This is a genomic window from Humibacillus xanthopallidus, assembly GCF_006716675.1.
Taxonomy (GTDB): Bacteria; Actinomycetota; Actinomycetes; order Actinomycetales; family Dermatophilaceae; genus Humibacillus; species Humibacillus xanthopallidus_B.
Map to the genome: position 1 here is coordinate 1,327,739 of NZ_VFPM01000001.1, position 18,308 is coordinate 1,346,046.

General features: G+C 70.4%; 15 protein-coding genes. 11 read left to right on the forward strand and 4 right to left on the reverse strand.

All coding sequences use genetic code 11. From position 1 onward, the window contains the following. Window positions 1-124: 124 nt before the first annotated feature. On the reverse strand, window positions 125-1,612 hold the full coding sequence (locus FBY41_RS05710) for a DEAD/DEAH box helicase (protein ID WP_141842368.1): 1,488 nt from the start codon (window positions 1,610-1,612) through the stop codon (window positions 125-127). A 408-nt stretch (window positions 1,613-2,020) separates the two neighbouring features. On the opposite strand from FBY41_RS05710, the gene FBY41_RS05715 reads away from it, so the two are divergent. From FBY41_RS05715 to paaK, 4 genes are all read left to right on the forward strand, one after another. After that, window positions 2,021-2,929 carry an ABC transporter substrate-binding protein gene (locus FBY41_RS05715; protein ID WP_141842369.1) on the forward strand — a complete coding sequence of 303 codons (909 nt, stop codon included), beginning with the start codon at window positions 2,021-2,023 and terminating at the stop codon, window positions 2,927-2,929. Then, window positions 2,926-3,873: an amino acid ABC transporter permease gene (locus tag FBY41_RS05720; protein WP_141842370.1), complete on the forward strand. Its 948-nt coding sequence runs from the start codon at window positions 2,926-2,928 to the stop codon at window positions 3,871-3,873. The genes FBY41_RS05715 and FBY41_RS05720 overlap by 4 nt, the downstream gene beginning before the upstream one ends. After that, a complete protein-coding gene (locus FBY41_RS05725; protein WP_141842371.1) occupies window positions 3,873-4,730 on the forward strand; it encodes an amino acid ABC transporter ATP-binding protein in 858 nt (285 codons plus the stop codon). Before FBY41_RS05720 ends, FBY41_RS05725 begins: the two co-directional genes overlap by 1 nt. Before the next feature lie 181 nt (window positions 4,731-4,911). Beyond that, on the forward strand, window positions 4,912-6,228 hold the full coding sequence (paaK, locus tag FBY41_RS05730; protein ID WP_141842372.1) for a phenylacetate--CoA ligase PaaK: 1,317 nt from the start codon (window positions 4,912-4,914) through the stop codon (window positions 6,226-6,228). A 37-nt stretch (window positions 6,229-6,265) separates the two neighbouring features. On the opposite strand, the gene FBY41_RS05735 is transcribed toward paaK, so the two are convergent. After that, window positions 6,266-8,359 carry a galactose-binding domain-containing protein gene (locus tag FBY41_RS05735; RefSeq protein WP_141842373.1) on the reverse strand — a complete coding sequence of 698 codons (2,094 nt, stop codon included), beginning with the start codon at window positions 8,357-8,359 and terminating at the stop codon, window positions 6,266-6,268. A gap of 209 nt (window positions 8,360-8,568) precedes the next feature. Between FBY41_RS05735 and FBY41_RS05740 the strand changes: the two genes are divergently transcribed. Beyond that, window positions 8,569-8,799 (forward strand): hypothetical protein, encoded by a 231-nt coding sequence (locus FBY41_RS05740; RefSeq protein ID WP_141842374.1) that lies wholly within the window; start codon window positions 8,569-8,571, stop codon window positions 8,797-8,799. Between the two features lie 62 nt (window positions 8,800-8,861). Here the strand turns inward: FBY41_RS05740 and FBY41_RS05745 are convergent, their stop codons facing one another. Next, a complete protein-coding gene (locus tag FBY41_RS05745; protein WP_141842375.1) occupies window positions 8,862-9,251 on the reverse strand; it encodes a GntR family transcriptional regulator in 390 nt (129 codons plus the stop codon). Window positions 9,252-9,399: 148 nt separating this feature from the next. On the opposite strand from FBY41_RS05745, the gene FBY41_RS05750 reads away from it, so the two are divergent. Genes FBY41_RS05750 through galE form a run of 6 tightly spaced genes read left to right on the forward strand, consistent with a single transcriptional unit; the run spans window position 9,400 to window position 17,844 of the window. After that, complete coding sequence (locus FBY41_RS05750; protein ID WP_141842376.1) at window positions 9,400-10,875, forward strand: cytochrome ubiquinol oxidase subunit I; 1,476 nt, start codon at window positions 9,400-9,402, stop codon at window positions 10,873-10,875. Window positions 10,876-10,888: 13 nt separating this feature from the next. Continuing rightward, entirely contained in the window at window positions 10,889-11,938 is a 1,050-nt protein-coding gene (gene cydB, locus FBY41_RS05755) for a cytochrome d ubiquinol oxidase subunit II (RefSeq protein WP_141842377.1), read from the forward strand. 34 nt (window positions 11,939-11,972) lie between these two features. Beyond that, a complete protein-coding gene (cydD, locus tag FBY41_RS23780; RefSeq protein WP_260439576.1) occupies window positions 11,973-15,458 on the forward strand; it encodes a thiol reductant ABC exporter subunit CydD in 3,486 nt (1,161 codons plus the stop codon). A 12-nt stretch (window positions 15,459-15,470) separates the two neighbouring features. Next, the gene (locus FBY41_RS05770) at window positions 15,471-15,896 is read left to right on the forward strand and encodes a BlaI/MecI/CopY family transcriptional regulator (protein ID WP_141842378.1); all 426 of its coding nucleotides are present in this window, start codon (window positions 15,471-15,473) and stop codon (window positions 15,894-15,896) included. 3 nt (window positions 15,897-15,899) lie between these two features. Then, on the forward strand, window positions 15,900-16,784 hold the full coding sequence (locus tag FBY41_RS05775) for a M56 family metallopeptidase (protein WP_141842379.1): 885 nt from the start codon (window positions 15,900-15,902) through the stop codon (window positions 16,782-16,784). A gap of 43 nt (window positions 16,785-16,827) precedes the next feature. Next, window positions 16,828-17,844: a UDP-glucose 4-epimerase GalE gene (galE, locus tag FBY41_RS05780; RefSeq protein ID WP_141842380.1), complete on the forward strand. Its 1,017-nt coding sequence runs from the start codon at window positions 16,828-16,830 to the stop codon at window positions 17,842-17,844. Window positions 17,845-17,947: 103 nt separating this feature from the next. Here galE and FBY41_RS05785 read toward each other — a convergent pair whose 3' ends face one another. Next, on the reverse strand, window positions 17,948-18,151 hold the full coding sequence (locus FBY41_RS05785; RefSeq protein WP_141824254.1) for a cold-shock protein: 204 nt from the start codon (window positions 18,149-18,151) through the stop codon (window positions 17,948-17,950). Between the last annotated feature and the right edge of the window lie 157 nt (window positions 18,152-18,308).

Genomic DNA, 18,308 nt, shown 5'->3' on the forward strand with positions numbered 1-18,308 from the left:
GAGGGGTTGAGTCGAGTGCTCACTTTCCGACGCTCGACCACGTCAGGAAATGGGCACTCGACGTGAGGGATGCGTGGGGAAGTGGGCACTCGACGTGACGGACGGGGCCCGTCGAGCGCTGGAGTCAGCGGGAGGTGCGGCGCGAGCCGGCCCGCGTGCCCGCAGAGAACGAGGCGGCGCTGCTACCCGAGCTCGTCGAGTAGACCGTCGCGCTGCCACCACCGGAGCGGCGCGGTGCGCCGGAGCCACCGCGACGCTGGCCCGACGTGCTGGCCGCCACGTCACCGCGGCCGGAGCCGCCGCGACGCTGACCGGACGTGCTGGCACCGGCGCCAGTCGCGGCGCCGGAGCGACCGCCACCCGACCGGCTGCCCGAGCCACCGCGTGCCCCGCCGGAGCGAGCGCCTGCGGGGGCCTCCTCGCGGACGAGCCCACCGGCATACGACCGCTCGCCGGGAGCGAGCTCCGTGAGGAGCGGGTGACCGAGCTGGACGCGCGTCGTCGTCGGCTTGATGCCGGCCTTGCGGGTCAGGTCGCGGACGTCGCGCATCTGCTCGTCGAGCATCATCGTGACGACGGTGCCGTCGTTGCCGGCGCGGGCGGTGCGGCCCGAACGGTGGAGGTAGGCCTTGTGCTCGACCGGCGGGTCGGCGTGGATGACGAGCGCGACGTCGTCGACGTGGATGCCGCGGGCAGCGATGTCGGTCGCGACGAGCGTCTGCGCGCGGCCCGAGTGGAAGTCGTCCATGTTGCGCGTGCGGGCACCCTGGCTGAGGTTGCCGTGCAGCTCGACGGCCGGAACTCCCGAGGCGTTGAGCTGCTTGGCGAGCTTCTTGGCCCGGTGCTTCGTGCGCGTGAAGACGACGGTGCGTCCCGGCGCTGCGGTGAGGTCGAGCAGGACGGGAAGGTGCGAGCCGTTGTCGACGTGGAGCACGTGGTGCGCCATCGTCGAGACCGGAGACTGCGCCGAGTCCGCCTCGTGCGTCATCGGGTTGGTGAGGAAGCGCTTGACGAGGACGTTGATCGCGCCGTCGAGCGTCGCGGAGAAGAGCATCCGCTGACCGTTGGCTGGGGTCTTGTCCATGATGCGACGGACACCGGGGAGGAAGCCGAGGTCGGCCATGTGGTCGGCCTCGTCGAGGATCGTGATCTCGACGGCGTCGAGGATGACGTGACCCTGCTGCATGAGGTCCTCGAGCCGGCCGGGGCAGGCGACGATGACGTCGATGCCGGAGCGCAGTCCCGAGACCTGCGGGTTCTGGCCGACGCCGCCGAAGATGGTCTGCGAGTTGAGGCCGAGCGCCTTGGCGAGCGGCGCCATCGCGGTGTCGATCTGCGTCACGAGCTCGCGCGTCGGGGCGAGGATGAGCGCGCGGGGGCGGCGGGCCTGGCGGCGCTGCCCCGACTGCGACAGTCGGGTGAGCAGCGGAAGGAGGAAGGCGTAGGTCTTGCCCGAGCCGGTGCGACCACGGCCGAGCACGTCGCGGCCGGCGAGCGAGTCGGGCAGCGTCGCGGCCTGGATGGGGGTCGGGGCGGTGATGCCCTGCGCCTCGAGGATCGAGACGAGAGCGGCGGGCACGCCGAGGGCGGAAAAGGTCGTGTCTGTGGACACAGGTGGGTACTCCCAAAGCTGGATGAGGTCGTTCTGCCCGGCGCGAACTCGTTCGTCGGTGGACGTGGTCGCGGCGCAAGAGCGAATCGACGGGGCCGGCGCGACCGCAGTCGCGGTAGCAGTGCCAGGCCTAGAAGAAGCGACCCGAGGCAGAACTGGGCGGGCCGCTGTGACCAGCCTAGCCGAGCCGCACCCGACCGGACGAATCGGGTCGCCGCCTCGGGTCCCAGCCCGCCGGCATACCCGCTGTGGCGGGGAGGGGTGTCGGGGCGGCCTGTGGGTCCGCTAACGGTTCGGTCGCTTCCGTGGGCACCCCTGCCGAAAAGTGGCAGGATCGGCCCCACTCGGACGGTGCACTGTCGCGCCACCACCTCTCGAACGACCTGTTCGCCCCGGAAGGACCTCAACATGCGTCGCATGTCCCTCATCGCCCTCACCGGTGTCGTCGCCGTCGGCCTCACGCTCTCCGCGTGCGGCTCGGACTCCATGTCGACCAACCCCGGCGCCGGAAGCACCCCCGCCGGCACCAGCGCCGCCGCAGGTGGCGGCGTCGACCAGGCTCTCGCAGCCAAGGTCCCCGCCAAGCTCAAGTCGGCAGGCAAGATCGTCGTCGGCACCGACCCGACCTACGCCCCCAACGAGTTCCTCGACGCCGACGGCAAGACGGTCATCGGCTTCGACGTCGACGTCTTCAACGCCGTGGCCGCCAAGCTCGGCCTCAAGACGGAGTACGTGCCGGCGGGCTTCGACACGATCATCCTCGGCGTCACGGGCGGAAAGTACGACATCGGCGTCTCGAGCTTCACCATCAACCCTGAGCGCAAGAAGCAGGTCAACATGGTGAGCTACTACAGCGCCGGCACCCAGTGGGTCGTCGCCAAGGGCAACCCCGAGAAGGTCAACATCGACGACGCCTGCGGCAAGGCCGTCGGGGTCCAGAAGGGCACCGTCCAGGTCGACGACCTCGCGGCACGCAGCAAGAAGTGCACGGACGCCGGCAAGCCGGCCATCAACCCCATCGTCCAGCAGGGCCAGAACCAGGTGACCGCCGACCTCGTGAGCGGCAAGACGGTCGCCATGCTCGCCGACTCGCCGGTCGGGCTGTATGCCGTCAAGCAGACGGGCCAGCTCGAGGCGCTCGGCAGCATCTACGACTCGGCGCCCTACGGCTACGTCGTGCCCAAGGACCAGATGGACTTCGCCAACCTCCTCGTCGAGGCGCTCAACGCGGCCAAGGCTGACGGCAGCTACATGGCAGCCTTGCAGAAGTACGCCGTCGAGGCCGGAGCGATCGACAACTTCGCCGTCAACCCGTGACGACTCCGAGCACGGACGACCGGCCGGGCCTCATCGACGCCCGGCCGGTCCCCCACCCCGGCCGGTGGGTGGCGCTCGCCATCATCGTGATCCTCATCGCGATGATGATCAGCTCGTTCATCACGAACCCTCGCTGGGACTTCTCCAAGGCGTTCGAGATCATGGTCCAGACGCCGGTGCTCGAGGGCCTCGTCAAGGGCACCATCGTCGGCACGATCGGCGCCATGGTCATCGGCATCATCGGCGGCGTCATCATCGCGATCCTGCGGCTGTCGACGAACCCCGTCCTGCGAGGCGTCTCCTTCGTCTACACGTGGTTCTTCCGCGGCATCCCGCGCCTCGTGCTGCTGGCCATGATCGGAAGCGGCATCGGCTTCCTCTACAGCAAGGTCGACTTCGGCGTGCCGTTCGGCCAGCAGTTCGCGTCCTGGCTCGGGCTGTCGCAGGACTTCACGTTCTTCACGCTCAACGTCAACCAGTTCTCGAGCACGCTGCTGGCCGGCATCGTCGGCCTCGGCCTCTCGGAGGCGGCCTACATGGCCGAGATCGCCCGCGCCGGCATCCTGTCGGTCGACAAGGGGCAGGCGGAGGCGGCCGCCGCGCTCGGCATGAGCCGTGGCAGGGCGATGCGGCGCATCGTCTTGCCACAGGCGATGCGGGTCATCGTGCCGCCGACCGGCAACGAGGCCATCGCGATGGTCAAGGACACCTCGCTGCTCTCGGCCATCCCGATCATCACCGAGCTCTTCTACCAGACGAGCGCAATCGGCAACCGGACGCTGCTCATCATGCCGGCCTTCGTGGCGGCGACGGTCTGGTACCTCCTCATCGGCTCGGTCATGATGGTCGGCCAGTACTTCCTCGAGAAGCGCTTCGGTCGCGGGTTCGGCACCAAGCCCACCAACAAGAGGTTCGCCCGGCCGGCCGGGGCGGGAGGAGCGTGATGACGGTGAGCGACAGCACGCGCACGGGTGACGACCAGCCCCTGGTCCGGGCCCTCAACGTGATGAAGAGCTTCCACGGCAACGAGGTCCTCAAGGGCATCGACCTCGACGTGCAGCGCGGTCAGGTCGTCTGCCTGCTCGGACCGTCGGGGTCGGGCAAGACGACCTTCCTGCGGTGCATCAACCAGCTCGAGAGCATCGACGGCGGCCGCATCTGGGTCGACGGCGACCTCGTGGGCTTCCGCGACGACGGGGGCCAGCTGCACCACCTGAGCGACAAGCAGGTGGCTGCGCAGCGCCGCGAGATCGGCATGGTGTTCCAGCGCTTCAACCTCTTCCCGCACATGACGGCCCTCGAGAACATCTGCGAGGCGCCGATCCAGGTCAGGGGCACGGACAAGAAGCAGGCACGCGAGCGCGCGCTCGACCTGCTGCGGCAGGTGGGCCTGGGCGACAAGCCGGCGGCCTATCCGGCCCAGCTCTCAGGCGGCCAGCAGCAGCGCGTCGCCATCGCCCGGGCCCTCGCCATGGACCCGAAGCTCATGCTCTTCGACGAGCCGACCTCGGCACTCGACCCCGAGCTCGTGGGCGACGTGCTCAAGGTCATGCGTGACCTGGCCGACCAGGGCATGACGATGATCGTCGTCACGCACGAGATGGGCTTCGCCCGCGACGTCGCCGACCACGTCGTCTTCATGGACGGCGGAGTCGTCGTCGAGCAGGGCAGCCCGGCCGACGTCATCAACAACCCGCAGCACGAGCGCACGAGGTCCTTCCTCAAGCGGATGCGCACCGAGGACGAAGAGGCTGCGGCCGACGCCGCCGCCGCGGACGCGGCGGCCGACGCGGAGGCGTGAAGCAGCGCCCGAGTCACCCCGCCCCGGGTCTGAGAGCAGTTCCCGGGTTCGCCGAGAGGCCACCTCGTGCCACACGAGGTGGCCTCTCGGCCGTGGACGGGTCGCCGCGCGGCCCAGCCGGGAGGACACCTGCCGCACGGCCGCGCACTGCGGGCCCACGACTGTGGGCAGAATGGGCGCCATGACGACGGAGTCAGCCAGCACCGCCCACCTGCCCGACCACGAGATCCCGACGATGTCGGTGGAGGAGCTGAGGGGCACCCAGCTCGCGCGGCTCCAGGAGACGGTGCGGACGGCATACGCCAACGTGCCGCACTATCGAGCAGCGTTCGAGGCCAAGGGTTTCCACCCCGACGACCTGCGCTCGCTCGATGACGTGAGCCGTATGCCGTTCACGACCAAGGCGGACCTGCGGGCCAACTACCCCTTCGGGATGTTCGCCGTGCCGCGCGAGCGAGTCGTGCGCGTGCACGCGAGCTCGGGGACCACCGGACGCCCCACCGTCGTGGGCTACACGAAGCGCGACATCGACACGTGGGCCGACCTCATGGCCCGCTCGATCCGCCTCGCCGGCGGCCACCGCGGCGACGTCATCCACGTCGCCTACGGCTACGGCCTCTTCACCGGCGGGCTCGGCGCGCACTACGGCGTCGAGCGGCTCGGGGCGACCGTCGTGCCGGTCAGCGGCGGCATGACCGAGCGACAGGTGCAGCTGATCCGCGACTTCGAGCCCCGGGTCATCATGGTGACGCCCTCCTACTTCCTCAGCCTCCTCGACGAGATGGTCCGGGAGGGCATCGACCCGAGCGAGACGAGCCTGCAGGTCGGCATCTTCGGCGCCGAGCCCTGGACCGAGTCGATGCGCCAGGAGATCGAGCGACGCACGGGCATGGACGCCGTCGACATCTACGGCCTGTCGGAGGTCATGGGTCCCGGTGTCGCGCAGGAGGCGGCGACGACGAAGGACGGCCTGCACATCTGGGAGGACCACTTCTATCCCGAGATCATCGACCCGGTCACCGAGGAGGTGCTGCCCGACGGCGAGGCCGGCGAGCTCGTCTTCACGTCGTTGACCAAGGAGGCGATGCCCGTGATCCGTTATCGCACCAGGGATCTCACGCGCCTGCTCCCGGGCACCGCCGTGCCGTCGATGCGCCGGATGGAGAAGATCACCGGCCGCACGGACGACATGATGATCATCCGCGGGGTCAACGTCTTCCCCACCCAGATCGAGGAGCACGTGCTCGCGGAGCCGCGACTCTCGCCCTACTTCCAGTGCGTCCTCACCCAGCCGGGCCGGATGGTCCAGCTCACCGTGCTCGTCGAGCCGCTCGAGCGCCTCGAGGCGGGTGCCGGCGACGAGATCGCGCGCACGCTGGAGCACGCCATCAAGACGCACATCGGCACGACCTGTCGGGTGGAGGTGCGCGCGCCCGGGTCCATCGAGCGTTCGATCGGCAAGGCCCGCCGCATCGTCGACGAGCGGCCGAAGTCCTGAGAGGGCGCCGTTCGGACCGCATCCGAAGGGGCGACACTCAGGTGGCCTGGGCGCCGACCTCCCAGATCGAGTAGCCGAACGGCGTGGCGCGCTGCACGCCGACGACCCGGATGTAGCGAGCCGAGGTCGGGGTGAAGACGGCGACATCGAGACCGCCGTCGCCGTCGGTCACCGACGAGACGGTGCGCCAGCTCGACCCGTCCGTCGAGACCTCGACGCGATAGGCCTTGGCGTGCGCCGCCTCCCACGAGAGGGCGACGCGGCCGACCTGACGCACCGAGCCGAGGTCCACGCGCCACCACTGGTTGTCGCTCCAGGCGCTCGCCCAGCGCGTGTCACCGCGACCGTCCGTGGCCCGTGAGGCTCGGTAGTCGGTGAAGAGGTCCCACTGGTAGGTGCTCGCCGTCGCCGGGCGACCGGTCACGAGGTTGGGGGCCGGCGACCACGTCTGGGCGGCCTGCGCCGTGCGCAGGTAGGACTCGGCTCCGCGGGCGAGCTCGTCGACGACCTGCTGGCCGCCGATCCGGCGCATGTCCTCGACCCAGTCGGGGATGAGGCCGTAGTGCGGCACGCCGTCAGCGTTGTAGTCCCACGTGCGCAGGCCGGTGACCTGCCGGTCGGCGCTGCTGCCGCCGAGCGTCGTGAAGGGGTAGCCGACCGACGATCCGGTCCGGGGGGCCGGGGTGCCGCCGAAGCCGTTCATGTCCATGCCGAAGCCGTAGCCCACGCCGTAGCGGGCGCGCAGCGCCTCGTCGGTCTGCATCGTGTCGACGAACTCGTCGGCGTCGTGGCCGTACTGCGTGACGAAGCCACCGAGCCGGTAGAGCCGCTCGGTCAGGTGGGTGTCCATCCACGAGTGGCTCGACACGACGCCGGGGTAGTTCGCGGTCTCGAGGATGTCGATCGTCCGGGCGGCCGCCTTGGCGCTCATGTGGTCGACCTCGACGACCATGCCGCGGCGCATCATGCCGGTCAGGGCGTACTCGCCGAGGGGGGAGAGACCCCGCGGGTTGCAGTGCGGGCCGGGCGGATACACCGGCAGCTGCACCCCGGGCGGGATGAGCCCCGAGAGGACCGACGGAAGCACGACGGGAGCCACCGTGTGGTCCTGCAGCGGCGTGCGGCACGGCTCGATCTGCCACCACTGCCCCGTGTTGAGGAAGTTGCCGACGTTGACGATCGCGCCCTGGGTGCCCTCGTCGAAGCGCACCCCGCAGAGCGCGTTGTCGAACTTGTGGCAGAGGAACATCGAGCGGACCCCGAGCGCGTGGAGCTCGGTCAGCCCGGCGTCGATCTCGGCCGTCGTGCAGCCGGGGATGCCGAGGGTGAGCTTGCACCCGAAGGGGTTGCTCACCTCGACGCCCAGGACGACGGCGAGCTTGCCCTGCTCGATCGCGGCACGCGCCTGGTCAGCCGAGTAGGCGATGCGGAACCAGCCACGACCCGGTCCGCCGTACTGTGCGTCGACGAAGGCCTCGAGCTTCTTCGTCTCGGCGATCTGTCGACGCACGGTGTCCATGTCGTCGCACGAGTAGCGGTTGACCTGCGTCGGCAGGCTGCACAGGACGTTGTTGTTGACGGCGTCGGCGACCATGACCCGCAGGCCGCCCCGCCAGGCCCGCTCGATCCACTTGTAGTACATCTGCTGGTGCGTCAGCGAGCTCCACTTCGGCCAGTCCTTGAAGGTGGGCCAGCCGACAGGGTCGTGCGGGTCGAGCGGGCCGCCGCCCTCCTTGTTCGTGAGGTTCTCGAGCAGGGCGAGCTGACCTGTCGGGTAGTGGTAGTCGCAGTCGCGGAGGGCGTCGGCAATTCCGTTGGTGCTGAAGGTCGCTCCACAGACGATGTTGCCGCCGAAGCCGACGTCGGACATGAGGTGGGTGTGCGCGTCGACGTAGCCGCGCACCGAACCGCCAACGGTCGTGCCAGTGAAGGGCGTTCCGGTGATGTCGACCTCGGAGTCCGGGCTCTGCGGGCTGACCGGGGTGAAAGGATCTTCCGCCGCGGAGGCGGGACCAAGCGCGGTCGTGGCGATGACGGCTGCCGCCACTGCGACGACCAGGGTCCGCGCGAGCCTGCCGACGAGTCGGCGGGCGCTGCCGCGACCGGTGGATACGAACTGACGCTTCGGCATCGAAGCCTCCCCCGAGGAGTGCGTGTCCTGATCCCAGCGACGGTACTCCGGCAAAAGCCCCACAGCAGGCGATCGGACGAAACCGCCACAGAGGTATGCCGTCCGGTCGCCCCGGTATCACCGCCCACGGCTGCCGCTCTGACCTGTGAGCACGAGCGCGGCCCACCCGCCCGTGAGCACCTCACGACAGCACAGAAGGAGCGAAGGACATGAGCAGGATTCCCCCTCAGGGCGCACGCATGGTCGGCGCCTGGCCCAGTTCTCCTGCGCCACAGACCCGCTCGACCCGCAACGCTCGCGCCGACCGCTCGCCGCGTGCTGAGGGCGTTCCGCGCAGCACCTGGTTCGCACGCCTCCTCCACCCGCTGCACCGTCCCGTGCCCGCCCGACTCATCGAGACCGCCGGCCCGACCACGCAGCAGCCCGCGCGTCACGCCTGAGCCCGCCGGGCGGCATACCCCGCCGGGCGCCATACCTCATCGGCGGCGAAACGCGCTGGGGCTCAGCGGTTTTGGTCGGACTGCTCCCGGAGTGCAGCACGCACGATCTCGATGGCGCGCGTGTCGCTGAGGCCGGCCCCGTGCGCCGCCGCCGCGAACTTGCCCGCGAGGGATACCAGCACCACCTCGGCCGTGTGCTGGCCGGTCGCCACCCTGGTGCCGGCACGGCTGTGCGCCTCGACGAGCCCACCGGCCTCGAGCGCCTTGTACGCCCGCGCCACCGTGTTGCTGGCGAGGCCGAGGTCGGCCGCAAGGGCGCGCACCGTAGGCAGCTGGTCACCCGGCAGCAGGCCCCCGGTGACGATGAGATCGGCGATCTGGGAGCGCACCTGCTCGAAGGGCGGTACGTGACCGTCCGGGTCGACGGAGATGCCCGCCGTGACGTCACCCATCGCGCTCCTCTGCTTGTGGCTGCGTCACCGGACACTAGGGCTCGGCGGAGCGTGACACAACTCTCTACAGGTGGTGACTTCTCTCGGAAACGAGCGGCTAGCATCTACTACGACATGTAGTTTCGCGCCGCCCTCACGGGAGCTCACCTTGGACGCCACGGACCTGGCCAGATGGCAGTTCGCCATCACGACCGTCTACCACTTCCTCTTCGTGCCGATCACGATCGGCATGTCGCTGATCGTCGCCGTCTTCCACACCGCTTGGGTGCGCACGCGCAAGCCCGAATGGCTCCGACTGGCCAAGTTCTTCGGCAAGCTCTTCCTCATCAACTTCGCCCTCGGCCTCGTCACGGGCATCGTGCAGGAGTTCCAGTTCGGGATGAACTGGAGCGACTACTCGCGCTTCGTCGGTGACATCTTCGGTGCGCCGCTGGCCATCGAGGCCCTGCTCGCCTTCTTCCTCGAGTCGACCTTCCTCGGCCTGTGGATCTTCGGCTGGGGCCGCCTCCCCGAGAAGCTGCACGCCGCGACGATGTGGATCGTGCACATCGGCACGGTGCTGTCCGCGTACTTCATCCTGTCGGCCAACTCCTTCATGCAGCACCCGGTGGGCTACAGGTACAACCCGGTGAGCGGCCGAGCGGAGCTCACCGACTTCTTCGCCGTGCTCACCAACAAGGTGCAGCTCGTCACGTTCCCGCACGTCATCTTCGCCGCCTACATGACCGGCGCCGCCGTCATCATGGGCGTTGCCGTGTACCTCATGCGACGTGAGGCCAAGGCGGCAGCCACCCCCGCCGACGTCGCCAAGAGCGATGCCCCGATGTACCGCAAGGCCGCCCGGATCGGCGCGGTCATCAGCCTCGTCGCTGCGGTCGGCGTCATCCTCACCGGCGACGTGCAGGGCAAGATCATGACCGAGGTGCAGCCGATGAAGATGGCCGCTGCCGAGGGCCTCTACCAGTCGGTGCCCGAGGGCGTCGGCGCACCCTTCTCCGTGCTGACGATCGGCTCGCTCGACGGCGAGAACGCAACGCCCATCATCGAGATCCCCGGCCTGCTGAGCTTCCTCGCCACGGGCTCGTTCGACGGTGCCGTCAAGGGCATCAACGAGCTCAAGGCGGAGTACGCCCAGACCTACGGAGCAAGCGGCAACCCGCGGGTCGCCGACCTCGCCACGGCCTACGTTCCCAACATCCCGACGACCTACTGGAGCTTCCGGCTCATGATCGGTCTCGGCGCTGCCGCCTCGATCATCGCGCTGGCCGTGCTGTGGACGACCCGCAAGAACCGCACTCCCACGGGCAAGTGGTTGCTGTATGCCGCGGTGGCCGCTCCGCTCCTGCCCGTCTTCGCCAACTCCTTCGGGTGGATCTTCACCGAGGTCGGTCGCCAGCCGTGGATCGTCTTCGGCCTCATGACGACCGCAAACGGCGTGTCGCCGAGCGTCTCGATGGGCGAGGTCATCACCTCGATGACCGTCTTCACCCTCCTCTACGGCGCCCTGGCCGTCGTCGAGATCAAGCTCTTCCTGCACTACGTCCGCAAGGGTGCCGAGCCCTTCGAGCAGCCGCAGGACCCCGCCGACCGCGACGAGGATGCCCCCCTCGTCTTCGCCTACTGAGAGGACGCCGACCATGGATCTCGCGACCTTCTGGTTCATCGTGCTCGGTGTCCTCTGGACGGGCTACTTCGTGCTCGAGGGCTTCGACTTCGGCGTCGGCATGCTCCTGCCGGTGCTCGGCGGCAAGCGGTATGCCGCCGACGCCGAGGACGCCGAGAAGCGCCGCCGGGTGCTCATCAACACCATCGGCCCCGTGTGGGACGGCAACGAGGTGTGGGTGCTCACCGCCGGCGGCGCGACCTTCGCAGCCTTTCCCCACTGGTACGCAACGCTGTTCAGTGGCTTCTACCTCCCGCTCCTGCTCATCCTCGTCGCGCTCATCGTGCGCAACCTCGGCTTCGAGTACCGCCACAAGCGACCCGGGGCGGCCTGGAAGGCGCGCTGGGACCAGGCGATCTTCTGGGGCTCGCTCGTGCCCGCCCTGCTCTGGGGCGTCGCGCTGACGAACATCGTGATGGGCGTGCCGATCGATGCGAACAAGGAGTACACCGGCAGCCTCTTCACCCTGCTCAACCCGATCAGCCTGCTCGGTGGACTCGTCTTCGTCGCGCTCTTCCTCACCCACGGCGCGATCTTCATCGCGCTCAAGACGGACGGGAAGGTGCGCTACGAGGCCCGCCTCGTCGCCCAGCGCGTCGGCATCGTCGCAGCCGTCCTCGCGGTCGTGCTGCTGGGGTGGATCGGCCTGGCCGACGGCAAGCTCGCCTCGTGGGTCACGACCGCGGTCGCGGCCGTCGCCCTGCTGGGTGCCATCGCGGCCAACCGTGCCGGGCGGGAGGGATGGGCCTTCATCGGGACGGCTGTCACCATCGCCATGGCGGTCGCGACGTACTTCATCGTGCTCTTCCCGAACGTCATGCCGTCGACGACCAACCCGGCCTACAACCTGACGATCGCGAACGCGTCGAGCACGGACTACACCCTCAAGGTGATGACCATCGTCGCGCTCATCTTCACGCCGATCGTCCTGATCTACCAGGGTTGGACGTACTGGGTCTTCCGGAAGCGCTTGACCACCAATGTGATTCCGGACGACGCCCCGCTCGAGCCGGCAGCACGCTGAGCATCACCGTCGACACCCCGAGCGAGGCCACTGCGTGAAGCCTTTCGACCCGCGACTCCTCCGGGCGGTGCCTGCCGCCCGGAGGCCAGTCGCTGCCCTCGGAGCGCTCGGCGTGGTGGCCGGGATTGCAACGATCGCAACGGCTTTCGCGATCTCTGCGGTGATCGTCGCCGTCGTCGGCGGTGGCTCGCTGACGACGGCGCTCGTCTGGCTCGGCGTCATCTTCATCGTGCGGGCGGTTCTCGCCGGGGCCAGCGAGTGGGTGGCATCCTGGTCCGGGGTGGCCGTGTCGACCGCCTTGCGGTCGGCGCTGCTGCGCCGGTGGGGCACGCTCGACGAGAGCTCGCGCCCTGAGCCGTCCCGCGCCGTCGCGCTCGCCACCGGCGGTGCGAGCGCCGTCGAGCCGTATGCCGCCAAGTTCCTCCCGACGCTGGTGACCGCCGCCGTCGTGCCCGTGCTCGCCATCGGCACGCTGCTCGTCGTCGACTGGCCGAGCGCGCTCGTCGTCATCCTCACCCTGCCGCTCCTGCCCGTCTTCGCAGCGCTCATCGGCAAGGCGACGGCCGAGTCGACGGAGCGTCGCTGGTCGGCCCTCGCCGCCCTCTCGGGCCACTTCCTCGACGTCGTGCGGGGGCTGCCGACGCTCGTCGGCTACGGTCGCGCCCGCCGTCAGATCGAGACGGTGCGAGCCGTCAGCGAGCGGCACCGCGTGTCGACCATGGAGACGCTGCGCATCGCGTTCCTCTCCTCCGCCGCCCTCGAGCTGCTCGCGACGATCTCGGTCGCCATCGTCGCGGTGACGGTCGGCCTCCGGCTGTCGCACGGGTCGATGGAGCTCGGGCCGGGCCTCGTCGCCATCCTGCTCGCCCCCGAGGCCTACTGGCCGGTGCGCCGGGTCGGGGCGGAGTACCACTCCGCCGCCGACGGAGCCGTCGCCCTCGACGAGATCCTCACCCACCTCACGCCAGCCGCCTCACGGCCCAGCCCGCGTCCTTCCTCCCACGACGGCGTGAGGGACTGTGGGGTGCGCCTCGACGGCGTGACCTTCACGTATGCCGCGGGGTCGCCTCCCGTGATCCGTGACCTCGACCTCGTGGCCGGGCCCGGACTCACTGTCGTCACCGGTGAGTCCGGTGTCGGCAAGTCGACCCTGCTCGACGTCATCGCGGGTCTGCGTCAGCCCACGACCGGCACGGTCGGCGCGCCTCCCTGCCACTACGTCACCCAGCGGCCCTTCCTCGGAGCCGGCACCATCCGCGACGCCCTGACGCTCGGCCACCCCGCGTCCGACGCCGAGCTGTGGGAGGCCCTGCGGGCGGTGGAGGTCGACGGGGTCGTGGCCGCCCTCGACCAGGGACTGTCGACGACGATCGGCGACGACGGCTTCGGGCTCTCGGCCGGTCAGCGCCAGCGCCTTGCCCTCGCGCGGGCCTGGCTCTCGACCGACACACTCCTGCTGCTCGACGAGCCGACCGCGCACGTCGACCCCGAGGGGGCGGATTTGCTCGCCCGGCTCGTGGCCGAGATGGCGGAGCGGCGCGTCGTCATCGCCGCGACGCACCGCGACGAGCTGCTCGACCACGCCGACCAGCACCTCCACCTCGTCTCCCCCACCACCCCCGGGCTCGAGGTGACCGCGGACCCCACGTCGGTGCCGGCATCACCTCGAACCGCGGAGGTCTCTGTCCCACACAACACCCGGGTCGAGGTGACCGCGGACCCCACGTCGGTGTCGGCATCACCTCGAATCGGGGAGGGAGAGAACCGGCGCCGCCCGCGGCGGCCGGTGTGGTGGCCGACGGCCGGCACCGCCAAGGGTGGCCTGCTCGGGGGCCTGGCGACGGCATCCGGCATGGCCCTCACGGCGACCTCGGGCTGGCTCATCGTGCGCGCCGCCGAGATGCCCGTCATCCTCACCCTGCTCACCGCGATCGTCGCCGTGCGGGCCTTCGGCATGGCCCGACCGCTGTTCCGCTACTGGGAGCGTCTCGTCAGCCACGACGCGGCGCTGCAGCTGCTCGCCGAGAGGCGCACGACTGCATACGCCCGGCTCATCCCGCTGACTCCCGCGCGCCTCGGCCGGCGGCGTCGCTCCGACGTGCTGACAGGCGTCGTCGACGACCTCACGGACGCCGTCGACGCGCAGGTTCGGGTCACCGTGCCCGTCATCTCGACCCTCGTCGCCGGGGCGCTCGTCATCGGCATCACGACCGTCATCGCGCCCCCGGTCGGTCTCGTCCTCACCGTCCTCGCCCTCGTCGTCGCCGCGATCGGCGCCCTGGCCGAGCACCTCGAGTCGCGCTCGCTCGCCGACCTGCTCGGCGCCCGGGCTGAGGTCACGAGGGTCAGCGAGCTGATGGCGACCCAGGCGCTCGAGCTGCGCGCCGTCGGCGGGTGGTCCACCGCCCTGGGCTGGCTCGAAGCCGCCCACGCGACGCTGGCCCGCGTCACCCGCCGGGTGAGCCAGGGCCGGGCAGCCGCGGCGGCGCTCTTCCTCGTCGCCGTCGGCGCTGCGGTGATCGTCGTGGCGGTCATCGCCCAGGGCCTCGACGTCGCAGCGCCGGTCAAGGCGCTCCTCGCCCTGACCCCGGTGGCAGTCTCCGATGCCATCTCCCCGCTCGTCGACGCCATGCGCGCGCTCGCCCGGGCCAAGGAGAGCGAGCGGCGCATCGACGACCTGCTCGACCTCGCCCCGGCCGTGCGCGACACCGCGCCCGCCGACGGCACCGCCCCGAGCCCCGACGCCTCCGCCGCGGCCCCGTTCGACGACGGCCTGCACCTGCGCACCCTTGGCGTCACCGCGTCGTGGACCGGCGACCGCACCGACCTCGCCCCCACCGACCTCGACCTGCCGGCCGGCTCGACCCTGGCGATCACCGGCCCCAACGGCAGCGGCAAGTCGACCCTGCTCGCCGTGCTCGCCCGACACCTCGACCCCGTCGCCGGCACCTACCTCCACGACGACGTCGACGTCATGACGCTGCCGCTCGAGAGCGCCCGCAGCCACATCGCCGTCGTCGACGACGACACCCACGTCTTCGCCACGAGCCTGCGCGCCAACCTCGCCCTGGCCGCCCCGGACGCCGACGACGCCGCCATCGAGACGGCTCTCGCCGATGCCGGGCTCGCCTCGCTCACAACCGACCTGCCGGCCGGGCTCGACACCGTGCTCGGCTCGGGCGGACGCGGCGTCTCGGGTGGCCAGCGCACCCGGCTCGGCATCGCGCGCGCCCTGCTCAGCCGTCGACCGGTCGTGCTGCTCGACGAGCCGGTCGCACACCTCGACCCGCCGACGGCCCGCTCCGTCGTGGCCGATCTCACGCGCGTCGCGGGCATATCCGAGCCTCCTCGAACGCTGGTCATGGTGACGCACCGTGACGAGGGGGTAGATCTCTTCGAGAGGTCTCTCCCCATGCGCCACCCAGTGTCGACACCGGACCGAGCCCTGACCCCCGTTGCACCCCCGGCGACGGCCGCCCCCGGCCCCAGCCCGCACCAAGCCGACCCTCCACGTCGGTAGATTGGACACACCATGCCCAGCACTCCCCGCAACCGCCTCGGCGACCTCGAGCGCGCCGTCATGGAAGAGCTCTGGACGACCCACGAGGCCCACCCCGACGGCCTCACGGTCAGAGAGGTGCACGACCGCATCGGCCTCGAGCGAGGCCTCGCCTACACGACCCTCATGACGGTGCTCGACCGGATGTCGAAGAAGGGCCTCGTCGACCGCGAGCGCGACGGCCGCGCGTGGCGCTACACGCCCGCGTCGTCGCGTGCCGAGCTCACCTCCGAGACGCTGCACCACACCCTCGGCGAGCTCGCCGGAGACACCCGTCGCACGGCGCTGCTGCACTTCCTCGACGAGTCGACGCCCGAGGAGATCGACGAGCTGCGCGCGGCCCTCGCCGAGCTCGAGGCCCGCAACTCCGCCGGCACTCGCGCGACCACGTCCACCTGAGCCGTGCTCGTCGTCGCCCTCGTCGCCCTGGCGCTGCTGCTCGCGTGGCCGGTGCCGCGCCTGCTCGCGCGCGTGACGACGGTGCGACGCGGCCCCCGAGCCGCACTCGTGCTGTGGCAGTCGACGGCTGTCGCCGCGGTGCTCGCGGCTCTCTTCGCCGCACCGGCGGCAGTGCCCTGGATCGTCGGCTCGGCGCCTCGCCTGCGTGACAGCTGGCCCGTGCTCGCCCTGGCCGCCCTCGCCACCGGCATCGTCACGGTGCGCCTGCTCGTCTCCGGTGACCGCGTCGGGCGCAACCTGCGCGCCGTGCGACGCCGCCACCGCGAGCTCGTCGACCTGCTCGCGATGGAGGGCGACGGCCACACGCGCGTCCTCGAGCACACGACCCCCACGGCGTACTGCCTGCCCGGCGTGCGGCGCCGCGTCGTGCTCACCCAAGGCGCGATCGACCGCCTCACGCCCGACGAGCTCGAAGCCGTCATGGCCCACGAGCGCGCCCACCTCGCGGCCCGGCACGACCTCGTCGTGGAGTTCTTCACCGTCGTGCACGAGGCGGTGCCGCGCTTCGTGCGCTCCTCGACCGCGCTGCGCGAGGTGCACCTGCTCATCGAGGTGCTCGCGGACCGTGCGGCCGTGCGACGGGCCGGGGTCGTGACGACCGCCCGCGCCATCGTCGGCATGGCCGACGGCCCCAGGCCTGCCGGGGCGATGGCGATGCGCGAGAGCACTGCGGCCGCCAAGGCGCGCATCGAGTTGCTCGAGGGTGGCCGGGTGGCCGGCCTGCCCGCACCCGTCGCCTCGACACTGATGTATGCCGCCTCGATCCTCCTCGTGGCCGCGCCGTTCGCGCTGCTGGTGCTCGCCTTCGCGGGCTTCTCGCCCGCCTGAGGCACTGCACGCGGCGGGGCCCCGCCTCGCTAGGGTGAGCACCATGCGCGTACTCGTCAGCGGCGGCGCCGGCTACATCGGCTCGCACACCGTGGTCCAGCTCGTCGCGGCAGGGCACGACGTGCTCATCGTCGACAACTTCGGCAACAGCAAGCCGAGCGTCGTCAACCGGCTCGAGGCCCTCACCGACACCCACCTGCCGGTGCACTCCTTCGACCTGCGTGACCACGACAAGACCGAGCACCTCTTCGCGAACGAGCACATCGACGCGGTCATCCACTTCGCCGGGCTCAAGGCCGTCGGCGAGAGCGTCGAGCTGCCGCTCGAGTACTACGAGAACAACCTCGTCTCGACCTTCTCGCTCGTGCGCGCGATGCGCCGGCACGGGGTCAAGAAGCTCGTCTTCAGCTCGTCGGCGACCGTCTACGGGCACAACACCCCGCCGCTCGTCGAGGACATGCCGACGGCCGCGACCAACCCCTACGGGTGGACGAAGGTGATGATCGAGCAGATCCTGCGCGACGTCGCGGCCGCGGACCCGACACTGCGCATCGCGCTGCTGCGCTACTTCAACCCGGTCGGCGCCCACGTCAGCGGCACGATCGGCGAGGATCCCCAGGGCATCCCCAACAACCTCATGCCGTTCATCGCGCAGGTCGCGGTCGGGCGGCGCGACAAGCTGCTCGTCTTCGGCGACGACTACCCGACGCCCGACGGCACCTGCCTGCGCGACTACATCCACGTCGAGGACCTCGCGGCCGGGCACCTTGCCGCCCTCGACCGGCTCGGCAAGGTCGACGACCCGGTGTCGACGTGGAACCTCGGCACGGGCCACGGCACGAGTGTCCTCGAGGTGCTGCATGCCTTCGAGCGCGCGGTCGGCCGCGAGCTGCCCTACGAGGTCGTCGCCCGGCGGGCCGGCGACCTGCCCGAGTCGTTCGCCGACCCGAGCCGCGCCAACCGCGAGCTGGGCTGGAGCGCCGAGAAGACGATGGACGACATGTGCGTCGACCAGTGGCGGTGGCAGAGCGCCAACCCGCACGGCTACCCCGACGCCTGACCGACCCGGACAAAGACCCGACAAAGACCCGGGAAAATGCAGGATCCCCCGGCCATCGGCCGGGGGATCCTGACGGGACGTCGTCCCGAGATGTCTGGCTGGGTCAGATGACCCGGACCTTCTCCGCCTGGGGGCCCTTCGGGCCCTGCGTGACGTCGAACTCGACCTTCTGGCCGTCCTGCAGCTCGCGGTAGCCGCCGCTGTCGATGGCCGAGTAGTGCACGAAGACGTCAGCGCCGCCACCGTCCTGCTCGATGAAGCCGAAGCCCTTTTCGCTGTTGAACCACTTAACGGTGCCTGTTGCCACTGGTGTTGCCTCTTCTTGTCAGCGAGCTCTCCCGTGTGGAGACCTCAGGCCGCCGATGACCACGGCGAGCACATCGGGCGAAAACGTCGCCCGGGGCTCAGTCGTGCACAGTCCCGAGTGGAGGGACCGGAACGGCAACCGCTATGAACCGTAGCAG